The 25,169-nt window shown below is 53.7% G+C and carries 35 protein-coding genes; 6 read left to right on the top strand and 29 right to left on the bottom strand.

What is annotated here, in order from left to right; genetic code table 11:
* Positions 1-503 precede the first annotated feature (503 nt).
* Complete coding sequence (locus QZ302_RS01785) at positions 504-635, bottom strand: hypothetical protein (RefSeq protein ID WP_294591799.1); 132 nt, start codon at positions 633-635, stop codon at positions 504-506.
* 157 nt (positions 636-792) lie between these two features.
* Here QZ302_RS01785 and QZ302_RS01780 point away from each other — a divergent pair, with 157 nt between their 5' ends.
* The 6 genes from QZ302_RS01780 (at position 793) to QZ302_RS01755 (ending at position 5,359) form a co-directional block, all read left to right on the top strand.
* On the top strand, positions 793-1,746 hold the full coding sequence (locus QZ302_RS01780; protein WP_294591797.1) for a CorA family divalent cation transporter: 954 nt from the start codon (positions 793-795) through the stop codon (positions 1,744-1,746).
* On the top strand, positions 1,743-2,099 hold the full coding sequence (locus QZ302_RS01775; protein WP_294591795.1) for a hypothetical protein: 357 nt from the start codon (positions 1,743-1,745) through the stop codon (positions 2,097-2,099). The genes QZ302_RS01780 and QZ302_RS01775 overlap by 4 nt, the downstream gene beginning before the upstream one ends.
* Positions 2,100-2,207: 108 nt before the next feature.
* Complete coding sequence (locus tag QZ302_RS01770) at positions 2,208-2,639, top strand: hypothetical protein (RefSeq protein ID WP_294591793.1); 432 nt, start codon at positions 2,208-2,210, stop codon at positions 2,637-2,639.
* A 281-nt stretch (positions 2,640-2,920) separates the two neighbouring features.
* A complete protein-coding gene (locus tag QZ302_RS01765) occupies positions 2,921-4,246 on the top strand; it encodes a site-specific integrase (protein WP_294591791.1) in 1,326 nt (441 codons plus the stop codon).
* 140 nt (positions 4,247-4,386) lie between these two features.
* Complete coding sequence (locus tag QZ302_RS01760) at positions 4,387-4,947, top strand: type II toxin-antitoxin system antitoxin SocA domain-containing protein (protein WP_294591788.1); 561 nt, start codon at positions 4,387-4,389, stop codon at positions 4,945-4,947.
* Complete coding sequence (locus QZ302_RS01755) at positions 4,928-5,359, top strand: hypothetical protein (RefSeq protein WP_294591786.1); 432 nt, start codon at positions 4,928-4,930, stop codon at positions 5,357-5,359. The genes QZ302_RS01760 and QZ302_RS01755 overlap by 20 nt, the downstream gene beginning before the upstream one ends.
* Positions 5,360-5,439: 80 nt before the next feature.
* Here the strand turns inward: QZ302_RS01755 and QZ302_RS01750 are convergent, their stop codons facing one another.
* The 28 genes from QZ302_RS01750 to QZ302_RS01615 all read right to left on the bottom strand — a co-directional run bounded on the left by QZ302_RS01750 (position 5,440) and on the right by QZ302_RS01615 (position 25,159).
* Entirely contained in the window at positions 5,440-5,847 is a 408-nt protein-coding gene (locus QZ302_RS01750) for a type II toxin-antitoxin system HicB family antitoxin (RefSeq protein ID WP_294591784.1), read from the bottom strand.
* A 33-nt stretch (positions 5,848-5,880) separates the two neighbouring features.
* Entirely contained in the window at positions 5,881-6,069 is a 189-nt protein-coding gene (locus QZ302_RS01745; protein WP_294591782.1) for a type II toxin-antitoxin system HicA family toxin, read from the bottom strand.
* A gap of 139 nt (positions 6,070-6,208) precedes the next feature.
* A complete protein-coding gene (locus QZ302_RS01740) occupies positions 6,209-6,673 on the bottom strand; it encodes a DUF6808 domain-containing protein (protein WP_294591781.1) in 465 nt (154 codons plus the stop codon).
* Between the two features lie 22 nt (positions 6,674-6,695).
* Positions 6,696-7,136 carry a hypothetical protein gene (locus QZ302_RS01735; protein ID WP_294591779.1) on the bottom strand — a complete coding sequence of 147 codons (441 nt, stop codon included), beginning with the start codon at positions 7,134-7,136 and terminating at the stop codon, positions 6,696-6,698.
* Complete coding sequence (locus tag QZ302_RS01730) at positions 7,133-7,651, bottom strand: glycosyl hydrolase 108 family protein (protein ID WP_294591777.1); 519 nt, start codon at positions 7,649-7,651, stop codon at positions 7,133-7,135. The genes QZ302_RS01735 and QZ302_RS01730 overlap by 4 nt, the downstream gene beginning before the upstream one ends.
* A 12-nt stretch (positions 7,652-7,663) precedes the next feature.
* A complete protein-coding gene (locus tag QZ302_RS01725) occupies positions 7,664-8,155 on the bottom strand; it encodes a phage holin family protein (RefSeq protein WP_294591775.1) in 492 nt (163 codons plus the stop codon).
* Positions 8,156-8,168: 13 nt separating this feature from the next.
* A complete protein-coding gene (locus QZ302_RS01720) occupies positions 8,169-9,602 on the bottom strand; it encodes a BACON domain-containing protein (RefSeq protein ID WP_294591773.1) in 1,434 nt (477 codons plus the stop codon).
* 2 nt (positions 9,603-9,604) lie between these two features.
* Positions 9,605-10,057, bottom strand: a complete 453-nt coding sequence (locus tag QZ302_RS01715; protein ID WP_294591771.1) for a hypothetical protein — start codon at positions 10,055-10,057, stop codon at positions 9,605-9,607.
* Positions 10,054-10,971, bottom strand: a complete 918-nt coding sequence (locus QZ302_RS01710) for a phage tail protein (RefSeq protein ID WP_294591769.1) — start codon at positions 10,969-10,971, stop codon at positions 10,054-10,056. The genes QZ302_RS01715 and QZ302_RS01710 overlap by 4 nt, the downstream gene beginning before the upstream one ends.
* Positions 10,964-12,061, bottom strand: a complete 1,098-nt coding sequence (locus tag QZ302_RS01705) for a baseplate J/gp47 family protein (RefSeq protein ID WP_294591767.1) — start codon at positions 12,059-12,061, stop codon at positions 10,964-10,966. Before QZ302_RS01705 ends, QZ302_RS01710 begins: the two co-directional genes overlap by 8 nt.
* 2 nt (positions 12,062-12,063) lie before the next feature.
* Entirely contained in the window at positions 12,064-12,423 is a 360-nt protein-coding gene (locus QZ302_RS01700) for a GPW/gp25 family protein (protein WP_294591765.1), read from the bottom strand.
* Between the two features lie 7 nt (positions 12,424-12,430).
* Complete coding sequence (locus QZ302_RS01695; protein ID WP_294591763.1) at positions 12,431-13,024, bottom strand: phage baseplate assembly protein V; 594 nt, start codon at positions 13,022-13,024, stop codon at positions 12,431-12,433.
* A 1-nt stretch (position 13,025) separates the two neighbouring features.
* Complete coding sequence (locus QZ302_RS01690; RefSeq protein ID WP_294591761.1) at positions 13,026-14,024, bottom strand: contractile injection system protein, VgrG/Pvc8 family; 999 nt, start codon at positions 14,022-14,024, stop codon at positions 13,026-13,028.
* A complete protein-coding gene (locus QZ302_RS01685) occupies positions 14,003-14,227 on the bottom strand; it encodes a tail protein X (RefSeq protein WP_294591759.1) in 225 nt (74 codons plus the stop codon). Before QZ302_RS01685 ends, QZ302_RS01690 begins: the two co-directional genes overlap by 22 nt.
* Positions 14,227-15,096 (bottom strand): phage tail protein, encoded by an 870-nt coding sequence (locus QZ302_RS01680; protein ID WP_294591757.1) that lies wholly within the window; start codon positions 15,094-15,096, stop codon positions 14,227-14,229. Before QZ302_RS01680 ends, QZ302_RS01685 begins: the two co-directional genes overlap by 1 nt.
* Before the next feature lie 8 nt (positions 15,097-15,104).
* A complete protein-coding gene (locus QZ302_RS01675; protein WP_294591755.1) occupies positions 15,105-17,258 on the bottom strand; it encodes a phage tail tape measure protein in 2,154 nt (717 codons plus the stop codon).
* 173 nt (positions 17,259-17,431) lie between these two features.
* The gene (locus tag QZ302_RS01670; protein ID WP_294591753.1) at positions 17,432-17,716 is read right to left on the bottom strand and encodes a hypothetical protein; all 285 of its coding nucleotides are present in this window, start codon (positions 17,714-17,716) and stop codon (positions 17,432-17,434) included.
* A 2-nt stretch (positions 17,717-17,718) separates the two neighbouring features.
* The gene (locus QZ302_RS01665; protein WP_294591751.1) at positions 17,719-18,231 is read right to left on the bottom strand and encodes a phage major tail tube protein; all 513 of its coding nucleotides are present in this window, start codon (positions 18,229-18,231) and stop codon (positions 17,719-17,721) included.
* 2 nt (positions 18,232-18,233) lie between these two features.
* The gene (locus QZ302_RS01660; RefSeq protein ID WP_294591748.1) at positions 18,234-19,436 is read right to left on the bottom strand and encodes a phage tail sheath subtilisin-like domain-containing protein; all 1,203 of its coding nucleotides are present in this window, start codon (positions 19,434-19,436) and stop codon (positions 18,234-18,236) included.
* Between the two features lie 22 nt (positions 19,437-19,458).
* Entirely contained in the window at positions 19,459-19,650 is a 192-nt protein-coding gene (locus QZ302_RS01655) for a hypothetical protein (protein WP_294591746.1), read from the bottom strand.
* Positions 19,647-20,117, bottom strand: a complete 471-nt coding sequence (locus QZ302_RS01650; RefSeq protein ID WP_294591744.1) for a Gp37 family protein — start codon at positions 20,115-20,117, stop codon at positions 19,647-19,649. The genes QZ302_RS01655 and QZ302_RS01650 overlap by 4 nt, the downstream gene beginning before the upstream one ends.
* A 2-nt stretch (positions 20,118-20,119) precedes the next feature.
* Positions 20,120-20,470 carry a hypothetical protein gene (locus QZ302_RS01645; RefSeq protein WP_294591742.1) on the bottom strand — a complete coding sequence of 117 codons (351 nt, stop codon included), beginning with the start codon at positions 20,468-20,470 and terminating at the stop codon, positions 20,120-20,122.
* Position 20,471: 1 nt separating this feature from the next.
* A complete protein-coding gene (locus tag QZ302_RS01640) occupies positions 20,472-20,804 on the bottom strand; it encodes a capsid cement protein (protein WP_294591740.1) in 333 nt (110 codons plus the stop codon).
* Positions 20,805-20,878: 74 nt separating this feature from the next.
* Complete coding sequence (locus tag QZ302_RS01635) at positions 20,879-22,435, bottom strand: Mu-like prophage major head subunit gpT family protein (RefSeq protein WP_294591738.1); 1,557 nt, start codon at positions 22,433-22,435, stop codon at positions 20,879-20,881.
* The gene (locus QZ302_RS01630) at positions 22,428-23,006 is read right to left on the bottom strand and encodes a hypothetical protein (protein ID WP_294591736.1); all 579 of its coding nucleotides are present in this window, start codon (positions 23,004-23,006) and stop codon (positions 22,428-22,430) included. Before QZ302_RS01630 ends, QZ302_RS01635 begins: the two co-directional genes overlap by 8 nt.
* The gene (locus QZ302_RS01625; protein ID WP_294591733.1) at positions 22,999-24,375 is read right to left on the bottom strand and encodes a phage portal protein; all 1,377 of its coding nucleotides are present in this window, start codon (positions 24,373-24,375) and stop codon (positions 22,999-23,001) included. The genes QZ302_RS01630 and QZ302_RS01625 overlap by 8 nt, the downstream gene beginning before the upstream one ends.
* Positions 24,372-24,500 (bottom strand): hypothetical protein, encoded by a 129-nt coding sequence (locus tag QZ302_RS01620; protein ID WP_294591731.1) that lies wholly within the window; start codon positions 24,498-24,500, stop codon positions 24,372-24,374. Before QZ302_RS01620 ends, QZ302_RS01625 begins: the two co-directional genes overlap by 4 nt.
* Positions 24,501-24,859: 359 nt before the next feature.
* The gene (locus QZ302_RS01615) at positions 24,860-25,159 is read right to left on the bottom strand and encodes a hypothetical protein (RefSeq protein WP_294591729.1); all 300 of its coding nucleotides are present in this window, start codon (positions 25,157-25,159) and stop codon (positions 24,860-24,862) included.
* Positions 25,160-25,169: the final 10 nt, after the last annotated feature.

The raw sequence follows: 25,169 nt of genomic DNA, 5'->3' as shown, positions 1-25,169 counted from the left end.
TGTAGATTGGGCTGAACTGTGGGCTGTGCTTCTGCGGCTCTTTGAGCCGCGCAGTTCGCCGCCACCCCAAGCGGCGAATTGCTATAGGCTGAGGACGAATGGGGCGTGCTTTTGCGGTTCGTAAAACCGCCGGGCCTGCGCGCTGGGCCTTCAGCCCACCTGGGGAGCGCGCAGCCCGAACCCGACAGAATTGGGCTGAACCTTTGGTCGTGGTTTGGGCTGATTTGTTGGTTGAGTTTCTGCGACTCGCAGAGCCGCGCGGGCCGAACCTCTCCCCTCGGGAGGCCCGCAACACGCCGCTTGCGCGTCGAAAATTGCGATACCTCCCGGACGTCCGACCCGCTTTGCTAGGGAGGTAGTGAATTAGAGATTGCTTTTGAGGGTCGAAGCCTGCGGGGCCCAGAGCAACGTTAGTTGCGGGCCTCCGCTGGGGGAGGCTTCGGCCCGGGCGGTTCTTCGAACCGCAGGATTCAGCTCAAAAGTAGGGTAGAGGCTGTCTAATATTAGGGTAGCTCCTGCCCATTGCCCACCGCGGGCCCGCGGCGTTTATTCCGAGAGGAACGCAACTGAAAACCGTGGGCGCGGCTGCCCGAATAGCTGGTGCTGAGATACTGCGCGAGGAAGTGCAAATCCATGCCGTTGCTACTGCTTCTGGCGGCAGACCAGTTGAACCCGCCGTCGCCGACGTTCCATAACGCACCCTCACGACCGCCGCGGTAGCCCGGGGCGAGCCTTCGACCGCCCGAAACGAACGAATTTCAACCACACACAAACGGAGAAGAGGACGAATCCATGATTATACTGTACCTGAAATCCATCAATAAGATCATCCGTGACCCCGATCCCGGCGTTTTCGAGGAGCTGGGGTACGACGACCTGTTGTGGATCGACCTCGTCGTCCCGACCGCCAAGGAACGCAAACTCGTTGAGAGCTTTCTCGACGTCAACCTCCTCACCCGTCAGCAGGCCGAAGAGATCGAAACCTCGTCGCGGTATGCCGAACTCGAAGAGTCCATCATCTGCAACACCACCTTCACCATCCTCAAAGAGGGCGGTTTCGAGACCGAAACCGTCTCCTTTATCCTGAGCGAAGGACTCCTCGTCTCGGAGCGGAACACCGACCTTCGCACCTTCAGCGAAGCCAGCCGCAAGATTCAGATGAACTACCGCTCCTATACGACCGGATACCACGTCCTGATCTCGATCCTCGAAGCCCGGATCGACCTCGACGCCGACATGGTCGAAATCATCTCGCGCCAGATCGCCACCCTCAGCGCCGCCAACAACGACGTGGACAAGAGCGTTGACAAGCAGGTGCTCCTGGACATCAACCGCCTGCAGGAGAACACCATGATCCTGCGCGAGAGCATCTTCGACCGCCAGCGGCTCCTCTCCGGCATCCAGCGCAGTGAACGCTTCCCGAACGACACTTACCCCCGCGTTTCGATCATGATCAAAGACGTCGGGTCGCTCATCAACCACGCCGATTTCAGCTTCGAACGGCTGGAATTCCTTCAGGACACCTTCATGGGGTTGATCAACATCGAACAGAACAAGATCATCAAGATGTTTACCATCCTTTCGGTGATCTTCATGCCCCCGACCCTGATCGCCGGGATATACGGGATGAACTATCGGCTCGCCCCGTTCGACGAGTGGGAGTACGGGTTCCATTTCGCCATTCTGCTGATGTTCCTGTCGATCGGCGCCACCCTCTACTTCTTTAAACGAAAACGGTGGATGTGATGAGGCGTTTCGTGCTTTTTGTCGCCCTGTTTTTGGGAATTGCCGGATGGACGGCCTCTTGCGCGAGGTCGGACTATCCCGCCGCGTCGCAGCTGCGGAAAGTCAACCGGAAACTGCCTTACCTGGAATTTACGGCCGGGTTTAGCGGGGTGCCTGAAGGTGAGAATGTGCCGGTTTTTCTGGAGGCGTTGGATCGGGCGAAAGTTAAACGAGTGGACGGGGTTTGGCGGATGGCCATCGCTTCGCCGAAGGACGGGAATATGTCGTCCGAAGTGTTCAACTGTTTGCAGGAGACGGTCAAAAGGTCTAACAAACCCATCAGGTGCAGGGGGATTCGGGTGACGAAGCGGTAGGTTGAGCAGCTCTCGGGCGAGAAAATTCGGAGTGAAAAAGATGCAGGTCAGTGAAAAATCATTATATTTGTCATAGCCTGTATTATTTTTTACCTAAAACAAAACGAAATGAAGAAAATCTACGCATGGGGATGGACATTGATTGCCTCTGTCGCATTGACCGCTTGCGGCGGCCCTGCCGCTTCGACGACAAACGGCGAAAATACCGAAACCGCTGCTGCTGAAGAGACGCCCAAGCAATGGACCGAAGTGGCACGTCTCACCGGCTCGGGAGACAAGAAATCCGATGTATTTACGCTGGGCAAAGGAAAGTCTCGGCTGCGTTATGACTTCAAAGCCGGTCAGTTCGGCGGTATGCTCGGCGTTTACGTCGTGGAAGAGGGAGTGGATATTATGCGTAGCGGCGGCATACCCGAAGTCATGGTGAATGAATCGGAAGAGGGGGAGAGCAGCTTGAGTCATCTCTCTGCCGGGAATTATTACCTGAACGTGATGGGAGTCAACGGCAAGTGGACGGTGATCGTGGAAGAGTTTAAATAGACCGACCGATCGTTCCGGAGGTGCGGAAAGGCACGCTTCGAAAAGAAAAAGGATCGCTGACATTCAGCGATCCTTTTTGTTGGTGCCCAGGACAAGAATTGAATAATGCAATATTCGATTTTGAGTTCATGTAGCAAATAGTTGATAAATCATCTGTAAAATAGTGAATTATATATTCATTGTGAACGATTGGAAATTTCATTTTGTTGCAGAATATTGCAATGTGTTGTGCGAATGTTGTGCAAAGGACATATATTTGCATAACCGAAATTTGTCTTGCCATGGCTACCGTGAAAGCTTTTATCCGCACCTCCACCCGTAAAGCGACGGCCGTCAATATCCGGTTCCGACTGAGTGCCGGGCGTGGCGTTCAACTGTTTCATTCCAGCGAAATCGAAGTTCCTCCAGCCGTGTGGGATGATGCCAGGCAAGAAGTGAAAGCCAAAGTAGTTTTCGATAGCGCGAAACGGATCGAAATCAACCGGAATGTTGCGGATCGGAAAAACCTTATTTTGGAGATATACGACGCCACAGCAAACAAAGATGGGCTTACATCCGATTGGCTGGACGAACAAATCGATCGGCGACTGCATCCCGAAAAGTACGCGGATACCAGCGACAAGCAAACTTTTTTCGACGCCTTTGCCGAATTTTTGCGGGTGCATAAATACTCACAGTGGCGGCAACGAGCTTTCCAAGTGGTGATTCGTGCTTTGCAACGTTACGAACTGTATACCCGCAAAAAACAAGGTCCGGCCTTTGTCCTGTCGGTGGATGCGATTACCCCCGCCTTGTTGTCCGATTTCGAGGATTTTTTACGCCACGAATACCAATATGCCGACCAACACCCCGACATTTACGAAGCGGTGCCGGAAAGCAGAACACCCGCACAGCGGGGACAAAATACGATCAATGGTATCTTAATCAAGATACGCACCTTTTTTATTTGGGCCAATAAGGTCGGGAAGACCGCGAACAACCCGTTTCGCAACTATGCGATTGCCGAAAGCGTCTACGGCACCCCCTATTACATCACCATTGAGGAGCGGAACAAATTATACCGGACCAATCTTTCGCGACATCCTCAACTGGCCATTCAGCGGGATATTTTCGTATTCCAATGCCTTATCGGCTGCCGGGTGGGGGACTTGTACCAGATGACCCGAAATAACGTCATAAACGGTGCGATAGAGTACATCCCCCGGAAAACGAAAGAGGGCCGCCCCGTAACCGTGCGTGTCCCCCTCAACTCGATCGCTTTGGAAATTTTAGCCAAGTACCCGTCCAATGGCGGCCCGTTGTTTCCATTCATGGCCCAGCAACAGTACAACAAAGCCATTAAACGCATTTTTCTTGCTGCGGGCCTATGTCGCCCGGTGGTGGTCATCAATCCGACCACCCGCGAACAGGAAATACGGCCGCTGAACGAGATCGCCTCTTCCCACCTGGCCCGGCGTTGTTTTGTCGGGAACCTGTATAAACAGGTCAAGGACCCGAATCTGGTAGGGGCTTTGTCCGGCCACGTGGACGGTTCGCGGGCTTTCGCCCGTTATCGGGAAATCGACGAAGAGATGAAACGCGACCTGGTAAAGTTGCTGGAAAAATAATAATGGCATGAACTTTGGGTGTTGCATCTACAACAAAATATTCAATATCTTTGTAACACATTTCACCATAATTTAATGGCTCCTGTTGCGTTTGTATCTTTGAGAGAAGGAGCAAATACACGGAAAAGGAGGACCCAATTATGAAATTTGACGAAACGCTAAAATCCAAAGAGGTGTTTAATTACCTCTTTGAGAAAGCGCAACAAGAGGGCATTCCCCTCACCCCCATGCAAGCAATCAAATTAGTCTACTTTTCCCATGCTTGGTATTTGGGATTCCACTCACAACCACTTTTGAATGAGCCGATACAAGCATGGCGTTTCGGAACCGTTATCCCTTCGTTGTATCATTCTCTTAAGGTTTACGGATCAGGAAATATACGCTTTCCTATATTGAAAGATCAAGCCAAATATGCCCTATCTTTAGCATTGGGAACCGGAGATTTCCCCAAAGATGAGGTAATCTATCCCAACTTAACTAAAGGAGAAAAGGCTGTAGTAGATGCCGTATGGGATAGTTATAAAAACTTTGATGGTATAACTATGTCTAATATCATCCACCAAGCAGGGACACCTTGGTCTACAATTTGGAATGGTGGGCATTGCGGACGTTGTGCAGTTATTCCAGACTCGCTCATTGAGGCATATTATAAAAGGAAGATAAAAAAAGCCGACGATCCCGATGACGAAGAATCTAAGTAAAATCAAGGAAATTATTGCAGATTCGGCGAGCGAGGAACAAAAAGAAGCAACATCTCCGGAAACAAGGAGGGACACCTCTATGATAGAAGATGAATCTCGGGAACTTTCCTCCGATCGGGATGAATATTTGCAACAGCTAATAGAAGACCTCAAACACTATCGAAAATTACGCAATAGATATGCAGGGTGCGTGTTTGTTTTTATGTGTTTTTGGGCGGTGATAATGTTTTCTATGCTCTTTATTAAAGGATTTTTAGGGCAATGCTTTACTTTATCTGACACTATTTTAACCACTTTGGTTGGTGGTACTACTGTCTCCGTGATTGGTCTTGTTGGATTTATGATGCAAGGGTTGTTTCATTCAAACGGAGCTAACGGGTCGAAGCAAAAACAATATTTCATCAAAGTTTAGTAATTATAGAAAAAGGACCGCTCTTCCTCATAGAAGAGGAAGAGCGGCCAGCCATTCATTGCGTAATAATCGTCAAACCACTACAGCAACGAAATGGCAGAAAGTTCCGCAGCCAGCTTGCGTAATCCCGTCTGTATTTTCTCCAACTGTGCCGGCCGGGGTTTCGATTTTCCGTGCGCATAGCTCCAAATCTGTTTCGGATTGATTCCCGATAATCGACCCAAAGCAGCCGGCGTAATCACCCCCTCATAGTATTGCAGAATGCTCGGCACGTCCAATTGGTATTCGATCCGATAATCTTCATCCAGCCAATTCGGATACGCCTTTCTTTCCTCTTTACAATGCTCCACATAAAACTCTATTTGAGCCTGCATATCCTTCTTGGCCTCCTCGATCGTATCCCCGACCCCGGAAAACATCTCCTCCAAACAATACACAGAGAAGGTTCCATCCGTAGCCCGTTCTATTTTCGCTTCGATCGTTTTCATATCTGTTTTCTTTTTAGTGTGGAAGGATGGGGCTTACAGCCCCATCTCCCGTTTAATTTTCATTTCCAGCCCTTTCCCGATTTCGGCGCTTCCGTGGTCTGGTACCGGATAGGTTCGCCCGTCTTTTTCGTAGATAACGTGGCTGCCTTTGCCCCGTTGCTTTCTACTGATCTGCCGCCAACCTCGCTGACGAATCAATCTGTGTAGTTCGTTGTACTTCATGTTGTAGTGGTTTGACACTACAAAGATAGAAATATTTCCATTGTTTAAAAAATAAAAGCACATTATTTTTCTACTTTTATGCAAACTTCGTGCAAAAAAAGACCTCGAAACGAGGTCTTACAATTGGTCTTCCGCGTTATTATTTGCTCCACAGGACGAATCCGAACGAGGCGCCGACGTACGGTTGCACCCCATGCGGGCCATAACCGATCCCCGGCCCGACCGTTAGGGCCCACCGTGGCCGTTTCGGTTGCATGACGGTATTTGTGATTGTCGTTGATTGTCGATAGATTTCCATTTCTACCAGGCTGGGTTTGTAACCCTCAACCACTGCGCGGTAATCCTCCGTCTCGTACGTCTTGCGTTCGATCGGCAGGACAACCGCCGCCGAATCCCCCGGTAACGAATCCACCGCCGGCAGAGCCACCCGCACCGTATCGTAGCGGACAACCGTTCGCACCACCGGCACCGGGATCGGTTCCCGGATCGTATCGCGGACAACCACCGTATCTGTCCGCGCTGGTTCCGATTTGATGGGGGAGCCCGGCCAACGACTCCAAAGGAAACAGCCTGCGATTACCGCAACGACCAGTAAAACAGTCATCAGATTTTTCATAGCTGGGCGATTAAAAGTGAATGTCCCACGTGCCGACCAGGGACATGTACGGCGTCTTTTCTATCGGTTCCCGAACCTTGCGGGAAAACAATCGCCCGTCGGAAGTGTATAAGCCGAACTCTCGGATCGCCATACCGACGGCATCGGCATAACCGAACGTAAAATTGAACCGGACCGTTGCCGGGGCCGGATATTCGACACTCTGAATATCGACAAATACCGCATCCGCGATCGGTGTATCGTTGTCTGTCGGTTCACTTCCCGATGTTCCCGCCCCCACCCGCGCAATACGCGCCCCGGGAACACCGGCAAGAGCTTCGGCCGCCGCAGCATATCCGGTGGCGACGATGTGGTTGTTCCCGGCATCGCACCACAATTCGACGCCGGCCGTATCATAGGCCCGAAGAGTAAGCATGCCACGAACGCGGCGCATATCGTCTTTGTTTTTCATTCCTCAAAACGTATATCGTTCAATCTGTTCATCCAGCCGCGCCGGAATCGTTCGTTTGTCGGCGTCCGGCGGCATATATCGTCGATGAATTGTACACGTGCCGCCATGATTGCATCAAATATCTTGTGCGGGTCTTTTGCGTTCAATGCCTCCAGTGTTACCGGCCCGACCACGCCATCGACGGCGACGCCCAACAGTCGCTGGGGAATCTTAATTCCCCATACCCCGGATGCCCACACCCAATCGACCAGAATATCGGCTACCGATTGCGACCGGATACCATCCGCCCACCAACGATCCCAGTACAGCGTTTTGAATATCTCCTGCCACTCCACCGACGTCATGCGTTTCAAGTCGTCCACGGAGGTCGTTGCATATCCCTTCTGTTTGCGATAGGCCCGATAAGTGGCAATCGTTACCCCTGCGTTCGTGGCACCGCCCTTGTCATAGGGGTCGTTGACAAAGCCGCCTTCCCACTTCCGGATAAACGGCACCAATAGTTTGTAGTCTGCCATAATTCACGATGTTTATTCTCGAAAATCGGTCGGGATCGGACTTTGCACCGATCCGGTATCATCTGCAATCCCTTTGAGCGTTTGCAGAATTTCGGCTGCTTTGCCGGCATCTTTACACTGGACGATCTGCCGGATGGCATCGGGGATATTGGCGGCGGCGGACCGTTTCGCTTTCAGGTTCTCGAACATGCTTTTCAGCTCGATATAGATTACCCCGACAATTCCCAAAATGGAGATATAAGGGAAAGCATACCAGGGAAACACATTTCCGATCACGTCGAGCAACAACAGCATAAACATGACGCTGTAGTAGTCCGACGCTTTGGAGAACGTCCGTCGCATACCCTGGCTGTCTACCTTTTCATGCAAGGCTTTGGCCTTTTTGAGGCCGGTCCACATGTCGCAAAAGACCGCGATCAGCACCATGACCCACAAGATAAAGATGACGATAAACGTGCGCATCAATCCCTCGAGATTGATTACCTCAATAATCAGTTCGTTCATTTCCTTAAGTATTTTACAAATCTATCAAGCCACCAGAGCTAAATGTCCATTGCAATACGGCTGTATCACTCGTTCCGGCGGTCATAGTGGCGTAAAGTTCGATCGTATCTGCCCCCGTGTAGACATATCGACCGGAGGTAAAAGATAATTTGCTTCCGGAACTGAATGTCATTTTTGTTTTCATGCCACCGGTCGTCCCTGTGAATCTGAAATAGATAGTCTGCCCGGAAAGGTACTGACCGAGCGTCAGGGTTCGATCGGCAAGGAGAGCATCGCCGGTGAATGTTTGCGAGTTTGAGTAGTTCCCGTTTGCCGTTCCCCATTCGACGGTTAGCGAACCTATATGCATCTCACTGGAGGTATTGAGGGGGACTAACTTCAGATATTGGAATGTTTTGGGAATAGCATCTTGCCTAAGCGTCATTGTGAAAACATCGCCGTTGGGGAATGTGAACGTTATGATCGCCGATCTGGACGACGCTGTCGAATTTTCTCCAAAAGAGAACAAGAAACTATAGGTTTGCGCTGTCGAATAACCGTTGTAATCCGTAATATCCGATACGGTTACCCAGTTTGCCGATGATTTGTACGATGGTTTGGCAGATGTGGTAACCGTCTTTGTAGCTCCGGACGAATAGTCGACTTTCTGTCGTTGACTCAGACTCAGAGAAGTAGAGTTCATATTGTAGGAGAACTGCGATCCAAAGTTCGTTCCCGTACTTGATCCGTTATACACGATATGCGTATCTCCGTATGTCGCTTTATTCTCAGCTTGCGTAATATTCGCCGACACTTTGGTCGTGTCGTATTCTGTTTCGGCAGATATGGTGATGACGGTTGCAGACTTGGCAATAGTGTCAAGAGAACCGACAGTCAGTGTGTTGCCGCTGACTGTAGCGATGCTGTCCGATGTGGTAGCATGGACGAGTGAAGCTGTCGATGCGTCTGTTCCGCCGCTTCCCGCAACGCCATTCCACGTCCAGATACGCTGCACCTGAACCCGCATCGCGCATGATCCGCCCGATGCCGGAAACGAAGTCGTATCGATCGTCAGCCCCACATTTTGCCATGCTCCATAAATTTTTACGCCAGCTGCTTGCGAAACGGATACGATTGCGGATAAATCGTCTTCCGATGTTACGCTTAGAGTGGCTGTAACGGTATTCGTCGATCTGTTATTTGGTGCGGTGATCGAGATTGAGGCCGGTCCGGTTCCGCTGGCGGCCGACACGCTCCATCCGGACGGCAACTCGTTGAGACTCCACGCCTGTCCATCGTTCACTTCGATCTTCAACTCGGCCGTGCTTCCGGCGGCAGCGAACGAAAACGATGTTGCGGAAAGTTCGAGAAAACTATTCGGATAGACTTTGACTGCTCCCAAATAGGCTTTCCTGACGGACGTTTTACCCAAAAACAACTTGGATTTCTTATTTCCTGTCCCGATCATAGTCAGTCTGTTACGATATACAACGTATTCGCATCCTTGTCGGCTATGGCATTGTATGCGGCCTGGGTACCTCGCCAAAGGTGGATGCCGTCCGTCATGTCGGCATCTAATCCGGACCCGCTTCCGTCCACTGTCTGCAGTTTGGCCAGTACATCGTCGGCAGTGTAGCTGGCAGCCGGGAGCTTTTCGCCGATCAGCTGCATGACCGTCGAAGCGAAATTCGGGTCGTCGCCCAGTGCGGCGGCCAGCTCTCTCAGCGTATCCAACTGCTCCGGCGAACCTCCGACCAATTCGCCGATTTTTGTAACGGCATACTGTTTCGCAGCCTCCAAACAACTATCGATAAAACCGATCAGTTGGGCATTGAATTGGCGGTGGGCTTCCGGCTGTATCTCTCCTTTGTTGTTGTCAAAAAACGTATCGTCCGACAACTGTTCCAGTTCTTCGCGTGTCATGGCTTGGCTGTATTATCCGTAAAAGTATTGTAGGCATTACTGTACGCACGGCTGTATGCGTTCCAATGGAGAAGTTGTACGATGGTCAGCGTCCCTAATGTCCGGCCGGACGTCGTTTTGATCTCAACGGTCATTTCCCGTTTGGCCGTTGTATTCGGATCCGATGCGACGACGATTTCCGAGGTACCCGCTGCGCCGGTAAACTCCAAGGTAAAGGCATCGCCGGTGCCATCCTCCCATCCATATCGGGTTTGTTCAATTACCCAAGGTACGCTGGCCGTAACGGTTACTTTATCAAGTGTTCCGGCCGGATCCAGTACGAGCGGATTAGGACACGCTTCCAAAACCATGACGTCCATACTTTCCCGGTCGGCGACAGCGGGGCGGAACACCCGGGTGTCTTCCAGGGGCTGAAAAAATCCGAGCGACACTAAGTGCGACCGTTCGTTTTTGTAGAACTCGACGAACAACCGCAGTTTGCGGGCATCGTCGGCCGTGATATGGCGCGACACGCCTCCCTCGACCAACACCCGGAATCGGGCCCAGTCGTCGGGGCTGGCCGGACCGCCCGATATGGCCGTAACTCCCTCTTCGATCACAATGACTGGGAATCCGACCGTGCGGCACGCTTCCCGGATGGCCCACGGGGTACCGATGTATTTGTGCAAGGCGATCGACCGCTTGATAATCTCGCGCTGTTGCTGCTCGTTCTCCGCGATAGCGAACCCCTGTAGACCGTCCACGTCGAACTGTTCCGCCAGGTATGGCAGTGCCGCCGGAGCGCATATGTCGACCAGATAAGCCATGAACAGGGAAAGGTCCCAGTTATCCCACCGGTCGGCTACCAGCTCCGAGAAAGCCCGCGCCAATTCATTGTCGGATATACCGCTCGCTATGACGTTCTTGTTATCCACGATTAAAACCCGTTATGTTTACCGCGATCTCCGTACAACTGGCAAACGCCGCATCCGAGATGATGATGTTTTCGGCCGGCAGGGCCACTGCGACATCGTACACCGTTCCGATCCGGCATATCTGGGCGATGTGCGACCGGATGATGTCCTGCCCCAGTCGGGTCCGCTTCTCCGAGGCAAAAGCGTTCAATGCGGCGGTAATCTGCGTTTGCGCCTCGTTCGCGTCCGTATCTTCGTACAGTACGACATCTACCTGTATCCGGTAGTCCGTCCGTACCGGAGCCGCCACGATGACCGTGTCGGTCAATGGTCGGACATCTTCCGGACTGCACGCCGCATATACGTCCGTGATAACCTGTTCGGGGGTATCGTCGGTTTCGGTCAGCGGGACGATGACCACCGTTCCGGGCGTCGGAGAGGTGATCGAAACATCCGTTATCAACGCATTGGCCGATTTGGCGTAAAACTTATAGCTCGACCGGGAACCCGCCGACGAATATTGCGACGGAGCCAGTTTGATACGCTCCCTCAACTGTTCGTCGGTTTCGACATCCGATCCCCCGCCGGTCGTGTCGAGGTTGGCGGCAGTCGAAACAAAGGCCAGCGGATCGAGGATCTTAGCGACAGTTCCCGGCGCATACCCGTTTGCGCCCTTCCCGGCGGTATCCGCCAACGCATTGACTTCGACCGCATGGACATGATCCGGTATCGCTACATCGTCCACGGTCCGGAAAATCACATTGTCGTCCGTTGCCACCCGCGTTCCTTCGGGTATCAATACCGCTCCGTGCCCCTCGACCAAATCGAAACGCACCGTACAACCGGCATACGCCGCTGGCAGGCGTTCGACGGCGACCAGTCCGGCGATATAATCCAAGATCGGGGCGCGGCTGAATTGATAGAGCATCTGAGCCATCCCCGCATTGAACCGGTTGGTCAAAAGCACTTCGCGGTAAACGATGAATTGGAGCATCAGTTGTTCGACCTGGGCCGGTTGCAATTCACGCCCCAACAACTCCTGTAATTTGGCCTTGCATTCGGCCATAATCACATCCGGATCGCGTTCGACAAATACGGGGATTTTGTTCATGGTTAAATTTTTACGCTAATCGTCATTTGTGCCGCCGAAGCAATGGCCGTCGCCTCGATCTGCAAGCTTCGCCCTGCCGGACCATTCCCGACCAATCGGCAACGGGTCACGGTGACGCGCGGTTCCCACCGTTCGATGGCGGTAATCGCTTCGTAGACCAACCGAGGCTCTACCTTGTTCGTCGGAGCGTCGATATAGCGATAAATACCGCTGCCGAATGCAGGCCGCAGCGGATCACTGCCCGGAATGGTATTCAGGATGATATAAATGCACTGGGCAATATCCTCCGCCCCTTCGACTCGGGCCGTCGGATCGCTTATGCAGACTTGCCAGTTGCGGGTGTCGCCGGTTGTTCCTGTCATCTTTCGGTTAGGGTATGGGTGGCCCGGAAGGTCCTGCCGGGGTCGTGTGCTTGTGGGTGGTCAAAGCCAGTTTCAACGGACCGGCGGTTACCTCTCCGCTGGCCGACACATCGCCGTCAACGGAGGTATTTCCGGCAATACTGGTATCGCCCTTTATTTCCGTATCGCCCTTTATCTCTGTGTCTCCTTTTATTTCCGTATCGCCGGTTATCGCCACATCGCCCTCAACGGTCAATTTCTTGCACCGGAAATTCAATTCGGCATCCGGGGCATTGACCGTCAGGGCGTGCGATTCGGCATCGTAGTATATTTCGGTCCCGTCGCCGAAGCGGATGCCCAGCGTGTCGGGCGTCGCCCAATCGGGCGGGGTGTCCGTTGCGCTCCACAGAACGGCCACAATGCAACCTTGCTCGCAAAAGTCGTCCATCAGGCAGGCCACCTGCGAATTGACCTCGACCGGTATCCACTGTTTGACCGTCCGGCTGTTGGACGACGGCAGCGACAGCCACCCCGACACGATTTCGCTGTCGTCGAACGACACCCGCGCAAACCCCAGGTTCTCGCCCTCGCCTAACTCCGAAATGATCCCAAGTCTCAACATCCTACGATTGAACTATTTTTCTGACCGAAATGTCCGTTGTGTATCCACTGGCCGGATCTACGGTGTGGGTGCTTTGAGCGATGTGCCATTTCCCCGAAAATTCCCCCACGCCCGTCAACTCGACATTCACACCGGCAACCAGCCGACAATCTCCCGGCAGGGTGATCGTTCCGGTCGTCTTGTCTTTGTTTTTCGCTTTCAAGGCCCCTTTTGCTTTTGCCTGGGCTTGCCCGTCGTTTTCGACCCGCCCGCCGACAATCAACGTATCTTTTTTGGCCGGATCGCCGGACGGTTTAATCTGCCACTTCTTGACCGTGTTGGACCGCACGTCGCGCGTGGCCACCGTAGCCGCCGCGTAGACCTGCGACGTTTTGTCCTGAAACCGGGCTTTGCTCATTCGATCTTTGCCAATCGTCATAACCGCCGGTTTCTTCTCCAACTCGTCGACCGTCATAAACACCAGCTGCTGCCCGCGCACCGAGAATATTAGCCCGTATTCCTTGGCCAGCTTTGCCAGGAACGAAATATCCGTCTCTCGGTCCTGGGTCTTACGCTCGATCTGAATCTTGGCCAGATCGCCCATGTTTCCGGTCAATTTCAAACCGTGTTTGTCGGCGAAGTACTGAGCGATCTTTTTCAACGACTGCTTTTCAAAAGCCTTGCTATTTTTGGTCCGCAGGCTTTTCGAGATCGCCGCCCCGAGTGCTTTTACATGGAGCGCATCGGGCGGAAATTCAAACTCGATTTGGTCGATCTCGAACAGGCCGCAATCCAACGTATTTCCCGCAACCCCCAACCGGACCTCCAGGCTGTCGCCCTGCTGCGGATACCACGCTTTTTGCCACCGGGCCGCCGTGTCTTCAAATGTCAGCGAAATGTCGTCGCTCTCATCCTCCACCCGGTCTGTGTACGTGATCTTGGCGAGGTAAGGACTTACGTCACCGGTGATGTTCTTCCCGGCAATCGTAATTTCAACAGCTATTTTACCGATTGTTTCCACGGCGGCAAATTATCGTTCGTTTCTATGTCCATATTTTCCACGATGGGAACCACCAACACCGTCCCCATCGGGAAAACAGCATCGAGCGGCACAGCCGGGTTGGCATCGGCAAGGATCGCTATTCCTGCGTTTGTGCCGTAAAACTTGACGGCCAACCGGTCGATACGGTCCCCCTCAACAGTCGTATAGTTGAAACTTTCCATCAATTCCCGCCCTCCTTGGTCGCCGAAAAGGCCACGATCGACGTGGCCGAAATACCCACTTTTTCAGCCGATGCGGCCAGCGTATCGACATTCATCTCCAAGACCGACATGTCAGCAACGTTGTCCAGCTTGGCCAAATTCTCGGCATACTGGATCGCCCCTTCCAGCGAGGTCGGCAGTTGCTGGGCACGTTGAATGATCTTTTTCGTGTTCTCGACCTTCGTTTTGGCCGTTTGATACACATGTTTCACCTCGTCGGCCAGGCGGCGGACATCCCGGACCCCGCGTTTGAATTTCGTCGTACCTTGCTTGACCTTTCGCACCGTCTCTTTCATTCGATTTACCGCGGCCCGACCTTTGCTTATGTCCGCCGCAATGCTGTCTGCGGCGGTAGGAACCGGTGTGGCCGGAGGTTGCACCGGTGGTGGCGGGGGCGTTATCCGGGCTGCCGAACGATCCGGCTTGACCGCCATGCCTTTTGCCGCCGGAGCGTCGCCCCCGGTATGTTCCAGCAAATCGACCGAAACGCTCGCCACCTCCAGTACCCCAGTCGGCGAATACCGTTGCGGGGTTAAGTCTACAGAGGTTATGACATACTTTCCGACCACCGTACCGTCGCCCATGATGAAGGGCAGGACCTCAGCCGACACCATCGACTGCCGCAAGGCCTCGACTTCGGCGACCGGATCGCAGAAGTCGACCGAGAAGAGCAACGAAAGCCGGATTTCGCCCAACTCTTCGCCGGTGAATTGCAGAGCGTCTTTCCCGTTTACCAACGCAATACGTCCATAGCGGACGCCGCCGTTTTCCGACCACGATCCGGGCGATTTCAACCCTTCGAATATGTGGTTACCAAGCTGCGCTAACATGCCTTTCTCTATGCGAATGAAAGCCGGGCGCGGTTTGCCGCGGCGCGGTCGATCATTTCCAGTATATCCCGCTCGTGTTCTTTCAGTAATTTGCGGAAATCCGGTTCGACAGTTCCCGCGGCACCGGCCTCAACGGTGATTTGTGGGGCATAAGTGATCGAAGTACCGCCGACGGTGTTGGCAATCTGTGATACCGGCACCGTGGCTGCTCGATTTTCGGAGGCCAATGCTCGGTTCACCTGGCCGATCCGGCTCCCCCCCTCGTCGATATTCCGGCTGAATCCGCGGTTGGCGCGCTCGGCCATCCGAGATGCCGAGCGTTCCACCTTTCCGGTTCCGCCGTCGATGCCGACAGTCAGACCGGCTGTAATATTGGCCCCGTATTCGGTGAACAGCTTGGAGGGCGAATGGATGCCGAAAAACGACTTGAAGCCGTTGGCGATCTTCCGACCGATGTTCTTGATTCCGTCGATTGCTTTTGTGGCCATCCCGGTGATCCCGTCGATCAGCCCTTGGATAATCTGTCGGCCCCCTTGGTGGAAGCGTTGCCAAAGACCGGAAAAGAACTCCGAAATACCGTTCCACATGTCGGAAAGCCACTCTACCGGATTCAGTTCGGCGAAAAACCCTTTGATTCCGTCCCATGCGCCGACAAACACCCCCTTAACCCCTTCCCATAGCCCGGAAAACCACCCTTTGATCGAGTCCCAGTGTTTTATGACCAACCCTTGCGGGGTATAGTTCAAAAACATCTTCTTGATCCAATCCCACACAGACCGGAAGACATTTTTGACTCCTTCCCATAGCTTCGAGAACCAGGCTTTAATCTTGTCCCAATGTTTGATGACCAGCCCAGCCGGGGTGTAGTTCAAGAACATTTTCTTGACCCACTCCCACGTGGCCCGAAAAACGTTCTTCACGCCGTCCCAAAGTCCGGCAAACCACCCTTTGATCTTGTCCCAGTGTTTGATGACCAGCCCGACCGGGGTGTAGTTCAGGAACATATTCTTGATCCATTCCCACACAGCCCCGAATATCTTCTTAATGCCGTCCCAGAGCCGTTTGAAAAAGGCCGAAACCTTATCCCAGTTTTTGATGAGCTTATAAACAACGAAGGCTAAGGCCACTACCCCCACAATAATCCAAAAGATCGGCGAGGTCAGCAGTGTTTTATTGAAAAACGAAACCGCCTTGCGGCCTAAATCGAGTGCAGTCTTCAGCCCCCTCCAGGCGGAAACGAATTTCCCGATACCAAAGGCAACACCCCCGATAACCGTGGACAACGCCCCCAACCCGAGCAGTAACGCGCTACCTCGTGCAGCTACTTTGCCAATGGTCGATGCCAATTCCGGATTGGCTTTGAGCCAATCACCGACCTTGCCGATAACACCACTCACCCAGTCTTTCATCTCGGAAAGCACGGGAATCAATGCCGAACCCAACTGCAACATGACCCCTTGGGCCTGTAATTTCACGGCGTCCAACGACTTTCCGAACTCATCGGCGGCGGTTAATGTCTCGTTCGCCAACACGTTTCCGGTCTCTTCTGCGGTTCTATACAGCCCTTGCAAACCATTCCGGCCCTCGTTCAGCATAGGCAACAGTTCCGCACCGGATTTGCCGAAAAAGGCGCAAGCAGCCGCCGTTTTGGTCGCGCCGTCCTCCACATTAGCAAGCAGCTCGGCCACATCTTCAAATACCGCTTCGGGCGCGCGCATCTTGCCGCTCGCATCCTTGATGCTAATCCCTAAATCTTTGAATATCTGCCCGGCTGTTTTCGATCCTCCGGCGGCGTCGGTCAACACCTTGTCGAACTTGACTATCGAAGTCATTAACTTCTCCTGCTCGATACCCGATATTTTCGCGGCATAGGTCATCTTTTGCCACGCTTCGGTGTTTACCCCCGTCGAGTCGGAAGCATCTTTGACCGATCCGGCATAGTCGGCGATCGACTTGCCCGCGCTGAAGACCGCTCCGCCGACTGCGGCCCCGGCACCCATAATCAGGGCGCCGCCTTTCACCATGCCGCGACCAACTTTTGACGCGTTCCGCTCGAAAGCCGACAGTTTGTCCGTGGATTTCTTTACCGCCGCGTCGATAACACGGCTCATCTTGTCCGTTGCGGACAAGATGAACGCTAATCGCAGTGCATTATCAGCCATAGTTATCTACTTTTCGATCCCCGCCAGCACTACCCGGCGGGGGTTATCGGTCTCTTGCCGGTATAACTCTATCGCTTCGTCCAGATAATCGAAAAAATCATCCGTATCCAGATCCAAAATGTCATTCAGCCCGCTCCCGGTGAAGTGCGCCAGAAAGACGACGTCGGCGCGGGCTATTCCCCGTTTTTTTCGTTGACGTCGTTGGCAAATTGGACAATCTGTTCCACCTCCTCGTCCGTGAAACCGTCCAACAAGTCGTCATAGACGACCGTCGCGCCGTTCACCAAAATTTTTGCCGCCGTGATGTGAATCCCCCGTTCCATGTCCGACATCTTCTTGTCGTTGGCAATCGCCATCATTTTACGGGCCGGTATCCCGACGACGTCGATCCGGGTGCCGTCGGGCAAATTCATCGTCTTCCGGACCGACATGTCCGGTTTTCTGTTCAGTGCTTCCATGTTTAAATCCCCAAATTTTGACGGCGTTCGGCAAGCAGATCTTCGCCGTCCACCTTGTAAATATTATTCATCACATCCAGCTCGACGATGGTTTCGCCATCGACCTCCTCTTTGTAGTAGAGGACGTGGAACGTACTTTCGACCTCGGTATCCTCCCCCTTTTTGTAGCTTCCGCCCGGATGTTGCTTCGGATACCCCTTCATGTAGATGACAATAGGCGTTTCGGCCGTGATGCCGCCCGTGTCGTACTGGGCCTTGCTGGACCGGACCATAATGTCCACCGGTTTCAGGAAATTGGCACACGCCTTTTTCGCTTCGTTGTCCGGGTAGGTCCATTTGATCGAGGCCTCCATCTTGTCGAACCCGTTGAAAAACTCGGCCGATCCGACCATCCCCAACGCTTTGTACTCGGCCAGCACGGCGGCAATATTGGGGCACGTGATTTCCGACGCCAGGCCGTGTTTGCTGGCGTTGTTCAGATAGACATTCGCGTCAAATACTTTGTTGACTTTCATGGTTATGCAATGGTTGAAAGGTTTGACAGGTCGATTTTGTACCGGAAAGTCAGCTGTTGCATCGGCAGGGCCGGCGTGAACTCGATGTCGAACGTCAAGTGTCCCAATGCCAATTCGCTGGCCGGATTGCTTTCGGCCCGATAGTAACATTGCCCGGCGACGATTTTACCTTGCGCCACCAGTCCGTTCAGATATTGATTGACCGTGTTTCGGATCGCATCGACGTTCGCCTGAATAAACGGTTTGTCGATGTACGGGATACACGCCTGTTCGATCGCGCGCTTCATAATGGCCCGCGTGCGGCGTACGCACTCGAAAGCCTCCGTATCGGTTTTCCCCGGATAACCGGCCGTATAGTTCCCCCACTCGACAATGCCGTTTCCGAACAGATTGACGGCGGTGGTGATTCCGGCGGCATTGAGTAGGTTAGCTTCGCACGTCGTGTCGCCCAGGGCGAAAGTCAGTGCCACATCCGTCCCCTCGACCCCTGCGATTGGGTGGTTGGAGGACGAGACATGCCAACCCTCCTCCAAGTCCACCTTAGCCCGCAGACCGGCCGCATAGGCCGACATCGGCACGTTCAGATACTTGGCTGCCGGTTCTTCGGCGTCGGGATTATAGCTCGGATTGGCCACGAGAAAGTGCGGAAAGAGCAGCTTGGCCCCCTCGCCAAGACGGGCAAATTCGCCGCTGGTGGCGCGGGATTCGAGGGCTTTGGAGAAGGTATAACCATCCGGCGTATCGATGTAGGCAACCGCTTCGGTTTTGTCCGCAATCGCGACCAGTTCCGAGGCCACCGCGCTAAGAGCCGAATACCGCGGCGCGATGTAGATCATCGGCTCGAACCCGAACTTGGAAAAGGCTGTTTCAAACAGTTTCAACCCGGTGCGGTTGCCGACCTCGTCCACCGCGCCGATCACATCGGCCGGGGCGATCTCTTCGGTGGCGGATTTCACTTTCACCACCAGCACCAAGGCACTGCCTTTGGAACTGTCCTGTTTGCGGATCGCGGCCAAGGCTTCCGGAATGGTGCCGGCGGTACCGAATTGTGCATCGTCCTTTTCGGAGGTACACAAAATCAGTTCGTTCGTCGCGCCTTTATCCGCAGTTCCGACCAGCCCGATTACAGCCGTAACCACATCGTTGACCGGTGTATAGTCGGCGGCAAGGTTTACATGTTCGATACCATGCAGAAAACTACTCATGTCGTGAATTTTTATGCGGTTGTTATTTCTTTGATTTGTGCGACCTGGCGGCTTCAACCTCTCGGATTTGTTTGCGGGCCAACATGGCCCGCACGGCGACATGTTCTTCCGGCAACTCGACGACGTCGCCCCGTTTCAGCGTGTAATCCTGGGTGCCGTTTTCGCCGTGGAGGCCGAATACCAAGACTGGCGTAAGTACTTCGTATGATCTCATGGTTCGTTGGTTTGAATCGTTATTCGTTTGATCCGTCCGACCGCTTCCGTCTCGTCCGAGTCGGCTTCGACCCGATAAGTGTCGAACGAAAAGGTCAGGGCGTATTGCCAGTTGTTCTGTATTCCGGCCACGTACCCGAACTGACTGAATGCGATCGGCGTAACGGCATCCGGCAACTTGCGTCCCAACAGCCGTTCGCTTATCTTTCCATACAGGTCGAATATTCCAAGCCGTCCCCGACGAGCTTTCGCCCGGATGAAAATTTCGCATTGCAGGGTCTCCCGCTGGGCGGTCATCCCCATACTTTCGGGTTCGCCGAGATTGCTGCCGTTGATAATGACATACAGCTGCGGGCGGGCCGTCGCACGCATCTCGACCAATGCCGCTTCGTGCGGCAGGACCGTAACGGAAACGCCCGGCATGGCCAACAGACCGACAATCGCATCTTCGTATTGTTCGTAAGTCATAGCTACGGTTCATCTACGGGCTCCAGATGGGCTACGAGCGTATTGCCGTCGAACTTCGTCTCGATGCTTTGCACCGAATATTTTACGCCGCGGATGATCAAATGTGCTTCCCCGCCGGCATCGACGATCTGTCGTAATCCGTCGAACGTCCCGGTGTAATATTCCGCCGTCGCCGTGCTGGGCCGGTATTCATACCGTTCGGTGTCGCCGACCTGTACCGGCTCGGTGGGATTCTTGAACAGTACCCGCCCCGGTATCTTTTTGGATTTTGACGCCGGCCAAACAGCCTCCTCACCGAGAAGGTTGGAAATCTGCGAGAACGTCTGTTCGGCCAGCTCGTCAAAATCGCTCATGTCAGATGCTCAGTTTTACCGCAACGGTCGAGTCGCCGGCAGCCGCTGCGGCCCATACGTAGCCGATGAACGTATTCCCGGAGGCGGTCCCGACGACCGTCTTACTCTTGTCTTCGGCGACATTCACATACGCTTTTTTGCCTTGCGCCAGCGCGCCGGAGCCTTTCGGCAACTCGTACACGCCCTCGACGGCCAAAGCGATCGTATCGCCGGTTTGTCCACCTGTAACGGCCACGCCGGCCATGTCGCCGACAACCACGATCTCGCCGCTCGCGACGGCCTCTTCCGTCAGGGTATAGTCGATGGTTTTACCCTCTTCAGTCAGATTTTTCATGTTCTTTCGTTGTTAGGTTGTGAAATGGAGCGGGGAACAGTTGCCCCCGCTCGTTTCGTCCATGATGGCCGGGCCTACTTGCCGGCTGACTTGACCATCCCGCGGTAGTCGATAGCCGACGCGCCGAAATCGCCGCGAACGGCATATTTCATGGTGTCGGTATTGAAGTCCTCTTCGCTATTGACCCGCAAGGCTTCGTTACCCTCCAGGTAAGCGTAGTACAGCGTATCGACTGCATTCGGATCGGCCGCCAGATACCAGCCCTTCGGGTCTGTCAATCGCGGTTCGACAATGATGTCGAACTCGTTGGCAAACACATTGACGTCCGATACTTTGGCCGGGGTCGTCGCCGTCACTAACTTCTTGGCCGTGATTTCCAACTCCGGCGGTACGATCAGGTACTTCGGCAATACCCGAATCGTTTTTCCGGCCAGGTCTTTTTGTTTCGACAACAACACTTTTGCCGCGGCCAGGCTATCTTCGCTTAATGCGCTGTCAGTTCCGGTAAGCAAGTTCCCGTGATCGGCACTGAACATCGCCTTGCCGTCCGACATCTTGGCATTATCGACGATCAGCCCCCACACCATATTGCCCCGCAAAATCTCCCAATCACGCACGAAGCTCGACGGAACAATGGCGAATGCCGACAAGTCGTCGTTGATAAAGGCCTGCCGGGTAAACATGATCCCTTCGGCGTAACTTTCCACCCGGATGGTCGATTTGCTTTCCTTCAGTGTGGTGTATTTGATTTCGCCGCCTTCGGCCACCTTTTTCATCCCGTTGGCTCCGCCGACCATGTACAGCCCTTTTTCCCGGAAATCGGCCACGCTGGTCCGCCGGGCGATCTTGTCCCAGTATTCCGGGGCGAACTCGTACTGTTCGCGCAACATCTTGTCGATGACCCCTTCGAGCAGCAACGGGAAATCTCCGGTACTGTGAGATCGTTTGAAAATCATATCCGCCACGGCCATCTTGTCCATGCCGCGGGTGTTGATTCCCTGACCGGACAGCAGCTCTTTCCCCAGTTCGACGAGTGTCATCCCGCGAAATTCACGGGCTCCCGCATCGAGGGAGAATTTTGCCGGGTAGATTCGGTGCAACAAAGCGTTCTGCACCGCGGCGCGTTTTTTCGTTCCGGCTTCCAGTCCGACGCCGGTTCCGTTTATCCCGTTCGATCGGGGATTCCGCTTAGCGAGTTTTTCGATCACTGCCGCCCTGCACTGGTCGATCGTCTTCTTGCTGTGGAACAGCTCGATGGCATACGAATCCGGCAATCCGGCGGCACGGGTTGCGCGTGTGATGGCCGACATCCGACGGCGCGAACCTTTACGCTGTTCTTCATCGTCCTGGTTATCTTCGTCTCTGTCGTTTTCGTCGTCTCCCTCTTCCTCTCTTTCCTCTTCGTCGTTTTCGATTTCCTCCTCTTCGGTACCCGCATCGCGGCCTTCCTCTCCCTCGTTGTCGGGGGTCGGTTGCTCGATGATAGACAGGGTGATTTCGTCCCCAATCTCACCGTCGGACAGAGCGACTCCATCCACGCCTTCCACGGTGATAATATCGCCCGCTTTGACCGGTTCGTCGGTAACGACATACTGGGTCGTTTGCCCGCGTTTTTTTGCCCGTTTACTCATAGTGGTTTGTTGTTTGTTGTTTGTTGGAAATAATTTCGACCGTATGCGTCCGCTGACCTCCTCGGATTTCACTTTTGATGTCGGCTTGCACCGGGGCAAAGGATAGCTCGGTCGGCATCCAGTCGATCGCCCGATAGATGGGATTCTTACCGCCCGGCTGTTCGACGCGCTCGAACTTGAACACGTTGTAACCGACCGAAATATCTTTTACGATCCCGTCCGTGATGTCCTGGAACAGTTCGGCCACCTGCCCCCGCTGTGAGAATTTGATACGGGCGCACAATTCCCGCTTCTCGTTGATCCACACTTTCACCGTTCGACCGAGTTGCGCGAACACAGACCAGGTATTATGACAGTCCATCACCGGCAGTCCACGGTTGGCGCGCTCCATCCGGATCGCCCCGGCCTCGCAAACCAACACTTCGTCGTAGTCTTCCTCCCACCCGAACCGCGGCACGGGGGTTTCGGTGGCAAATACGACGTCGACTTCCCGCGCCTCCGTATCGAGCGACGCCGGTTGAACGAGTGCCCGGCCATACTGGGTGGATGCTGCTCTTTTCTGTTTAGCCATTTTGTGGTGGATTATCTACAAATACATTCAGACTATCGACGGTAATGTCCATTTCCCGCAGTCGTTGGACATCCTGCTGGTACTCTTTGAAAAACTCGTCCGGTTCGCGCCCCATTTCGCGGATCACCTCGCTAATCGTGGCCAACCCGGATTTGATCCGTTTGACTTGCGCGTCCGTCTCTTTGGTCGGGTCCAGCTGCTGTACGCGCGGGGCCGTCCAATCGGCACGAATAGGTCTCGTAATCTTGCCTGCGATTAGGCAGGCTTTCAAAAACCAGTTCCAAACCGGCGCGCACAACTGCGGTACGATCATGTTGTATTGCCAGCTTCGGAAGTTGGCGGTTACATCGATCTTGGCCATCCGACCGGAGGTGAAATTGACCCGGCTGTAGTCCATTGTCAGCATCTCATACGTGATACCGTACGCGGCGGCAATCCCCTGTAATATGCGGCTGGAATAGGGGTCGTAATCGCCGACAGCCGGAGGGTTGGCAAATTCGACCTTCTCGACGTCGCTCAGGTGCTCGATAATCCCCGGTTCCAAAGCCTCGTAAGGCTCGGTGTCCGTATCTTCCGACCCCAGCACGAACGCGGCGAAACAGGCGGCGATCTTCTGCTTGACCAGCTGGGCGTCTTCGTAATCGCTGAAATCCCCCGTTTTCATGAACGCGGCCACCCCGAACGGAATGCCCCGGCATTGGCCCGGCCTAAGGACCTCAAAAGCGTGTACTACATCCGACTTGTCTACATATTGGCTTTCGCACCGAGTTCCGAAAAACACGCCATCGCCGGGGTGGTAATCGTAAATCCAATATCCGAGTACCTGCCCCTCTTGGTTGTATTGCACGCCAAGGCGCACAATCCCTTGGTCGTTAATACCGTCCCGGGTGTGGTCCAGCTGGTCGCCCTCCAAAATCTGGAGCTTGATAGGAACGGTGCAATCTTCGTCCGGCATCACCCACTTGCGCACGATCAGGACATCGCCTCCTTCGGCAATGGTTCGCATGGCCAGTTCCTGCAACCCGTAGAAATTCATCTTTCCGTACCAGTCGCAAGCCGTGCTTTCCGCCCAGTCGTGCCATATATCCTTGATGTGTCGGATTTGCTCCAGGTCGCCAATAGGTGCGGGCTGGATACCTTCGCCGATAGTGTGGCGGGCAATGACTTCGATGGCGCGTTTGGCCCATCCGTTGTTGCGCACCAAGTGCCGCGACCGGTCCCGCAGCGTAACCAACGCCCCCGCAATTTCGCGATTGACTCCGGTCGAGCCGGCCATCCGGAACGATTTGCCCCGGCGGCTTTTATCGGCGGCCTCATACGCTCGTCGCTTGGGCCGACTCCGTTTTATGTCCAACCCAAAGACTTTCATTTTTTCGGGAAATAACCGCGATCGACCACCGCAAACCGCCGGCGGTGGGGCGTGCGTTCCGGGAACAATTCCGCCTCCATGATCCGCAAGGCTTCTTTCATGTCGGCAATAGAGCGATAGTTCACGGTTTTGTCTCCGTACGTGACGGATTGGACGCCGCTCACTATGGCCCTTTTGAGTGTTTCGTATTGTTCGACCGTGAATGCCATCAGCGCATGATTTGACGCTAATGTAAAGACCTCGCAAGTATCTAACAATCAACTTGCGAAAACGTGGAAAGAACTTTCCAAAAAACAGAAAAATGTGGAAAGATTTATCTATCCCAACCAATAAAAAAGCCCCGCTTTGGGGCGGGGCCATATCTACATTTTTTCAGAAACGGATTTTTAGGAAATCATTACATTGGCATGGTCTTTGATTTGTGATAAAGAAGCTCTGCCGGAATTGGCAGTTCCGACAGAGCTAACATACATACCTCTATGCGTTAGAGGTTAGAAGGTACCAAAAGGTCTGCATTGACAGAAAACACACCAGTCCTGTGATTGCAACTGTTGCAAAGCGGCACAATATACATTTGTCCGAAAGGAAGTCCCCCTATCGTTACATGAGCACCGACGAACTTGCTTTTGTGTGTGAGATTACCGCATGCAGGACAATAATAATATTTTGCAGAGAGTTGTCCCTTGAAGTTTTCCCAGTATTCCAACCAAGAGGAAAAACCACGAGGGGATAACGGACTTGTGCCGATTGCATTTTGTACTTTCAATTTGTTTAATTTACTCATAGTTTAATTT

This window comes from uncultured Rikenella sp., assembly GCF_910579375.1.
Lineage (GTDB): Bacteria > Bacteroidota > Bacteroidia > Bacteroidales > Rikenellaceae > Rikenella.
The sequence above is the reverse complement of the archived record's forward strand: the minus strand, read 5'-3'. Positions and strand labels throughout refer to the sequence as shown.

Excerpts from the sequence above, each read along its gene's own strand:
- QZ302_RS01785 (WP_294591799.1), bottom strand. The coding sequence starts at position 635 with ATGGATTTGCACTTCCTCGCGCAGTATCTCAGCACCAGCTATTCGGGC.
- QZ302_RS01780 (WP_294591797.1), top strand. The coding sequence starts at position 793 with ATGATTATACTGTACCTGAAATCCATCAATAAGATCATCCGTGACCCC.
- QZ302_RS01770 (WP_294591793.1), top strand. The coding sequence starts at position 2,208 with ATGAAGAAAATCTACGCATGGGGATGGACATTGATTGCCTCTGTCGCA.
- QZ302_RS01765 (WP_294591791.1), top strand. The coding sequence starts at position 2,921 with ATGGCTACCGTGAAAGCTTTTATCCGCACCTCCACCCGTAAAGCGACG.
- QZ302_RS01760 (WP_294591788.1), top strand. The coding sequence starts at position 4,387 with ATGAAATTTGACGAAACGCTAAAATCCAAAGAGGTGTTTAATTACCTC.
- QZ302_RS01755 (WP_294591786.1), top strand. The coding sequence starts at position 4,928 with ATGACGAAGAATCTAAGTAAAATCAAGGAAATTATTGCAGATTCGGCG.
- QZ302_RS01750 (WP_294591784.1), bottom strand. The coding sequence starts at position 5,847 with ATGAAAACGATCGAAGCGAAAATAGAACGGGCTACGGATGGAACCTTC.
- QZ302_RS01745 (WP_294591782.1), bottom strand. The coding sequence starts at position 6,069 with ATGAAGTACAACGAACTACACAGATTGATTCGTCAGCGAGGTTGGCGG.
- QZ302_RS01740 (WP_294591781.1), bottom strand. The coding sequence starts at position 6,673 with ATGACTGTTTTACTGGTCGTTGCGGTAATCGCAGGCTGTTTCCTTTGG.
- QZ302_RS01735 (WP_294591779.1), bottom strand. The coding sequence starts at position 7,136 with ATGAAAAACAAAGACGATATGCGCCGCGTTCGTGGCATGCTTACTCTT.
- QZ302_RS01730 (WP_294591777.1), bottom strand. The coding sequence starts at position 7,651 with ATGGCAGACTACAAACTATTGGTGCCGTTTATCCGGAAGTGGGAAGGC.
- QZ302_RS01725 (WP_294591775.1), bottom strand. The coding sequence starts at position 8,155 with ATGAACGAACTGATTATTGAGGTAATCAATCTCGAGGGATTGATGCGC.
- QZ302_RS01720 (WP_294591773.1), bottom strand. The coding sequence starts at position 9,602 with ATGATCGGGACAGGAAATAAGAAATCCAAGTTGTTTTTGGGTAAAACG.
- QZ302_RS01715 (WP_294591771.1), bottom strand. The coding sequence starts at position 10,057 with ATGACACGCGAAGAACTGGAACAGTTGTCGGACGATACGTTTTTTGAC.
- QZ302_RS01705 (WP_294591767.1), bottom strand. The coding sequence starts at position 12,061 with ATGAACAAAATCCCCGTATTTGTCGAACGCGATCCGGATGTGATTATG.
- QZ302_RS01700 (WP_294591765.1), bottom strand. The coding sequence starts at position 12,423 with ATGACAGGAACAACCGGCGACACCCGCAACTGGCAAGTCTGCATAAGC.
- QZ302_RS01695 (WP_294591763.1), bottom strand. The coding sequence starts at position 13,024 with ATGTTGAGACTTGGGATCATTTCGGAGTTAGGCGAGGGCGAGAACCTG.
- QZ302_RS01685 (WP_294591759.1), bottom strand. The coding sequence starts at position 14,227 with ATGGAAAGTTTCAACTATACGACTGTTGAGGGGGACCGTATCGACCGG.
- QZ302_RS01680 (WP_294591757.1), bottom strand. The coding sequence starts at position 15,096 with ATGTTAGCGCAGCTTGGTAACCACATATTCGAAGGGTTGAAATCGCCC.
- QZ302_RS01675 (WP_294591755.1), bottom strand. The coding sequence starts at position 17,258 with ATGGCTGATAATGCACTGCGATTAGCGTTCATCTTGTCCGCAACGGAC.
- QZ302_RS01670 (WP_294591753.1), bottom strand. The coding sequence starts at position 17,716 with ATGGAAGCACTGAACAGAAAACCGGACATGTCGGTCCGGAAGACGATG.
- QZ302_RS01665 (WP_294591751.1), bottom strand. The coding sequence starts at position 18,231 with ATGAAAGTCAACAAAGTATTTGACGCGAATGTCTATCTGAACAACGCC.
- QZ302_RS01660 (WP_294591748.1), bottom strand. The coding sequence starts at position 19,436 with ATGAGTAGTTTTCTGCATGGTATCGAACATGTAAACCTTGCCGCCGAC.
- QZ302_RS01655 (WP_294591746.1), bottom strand. The coding sequence starts at position 19,650 with ATGAGATCATACGAAGTACTTACGCCAGTCTTGGTATTCGGCCTCCAC.
- QZ302_RS01650 (WP_294591744.1), bottom strand. The coding sequence starts at position 20,117 with ATGACTTACGAACAATACGAAGATGCGATTGTCGGTCTGTTGGCCATG.
- QZ302_RS01645 (WP_294591742.1), bottom strand. The coding sequence starts at position 20,470 with ATGAGCGATTTTGACGAGCTGGCCGAACAGACGTTCTCGCAGATTTCC.
- QZ302_RS01640 (WP_294591740.1), bottom strand. The coding sequence starts at position 20,804 with ATGAAAAATCTGACTGAAGAGGGTAAAACCATCGACTATACCCTGACG.
- QZ302_RS01635 (WP_294591738.1), bottom strand. The coding sequence starts at position 22,435 with ATGAGTAAACGGGCAAAAAAACGCGGGCAAACGACCCAGTATGTCGTT.
- QZ302_RS01630 (WP_294591736.1), bottom strand. The coding sequence starts at position 23,006 with ATGGCTAAACAGAAAAGAGCAGCATCCACCCAGTATGGCCGGGCACTC.
- QZ302_RS01625 (WP_294591733.1), bottom strand. The coding sequence starts at position 24,375 with ATGAAAGTCTTTGGGTTGGACATAAAACGGAGTCGGCCCAAGCGACGA.
- QZ302_RS01615 (WP_294591729.1), bottom strand. The coding sequence starts at position 25,159 with ATGAGTAAATTAAACAAATTGAAAGTACAAAATGCAATCGGCACAAGT.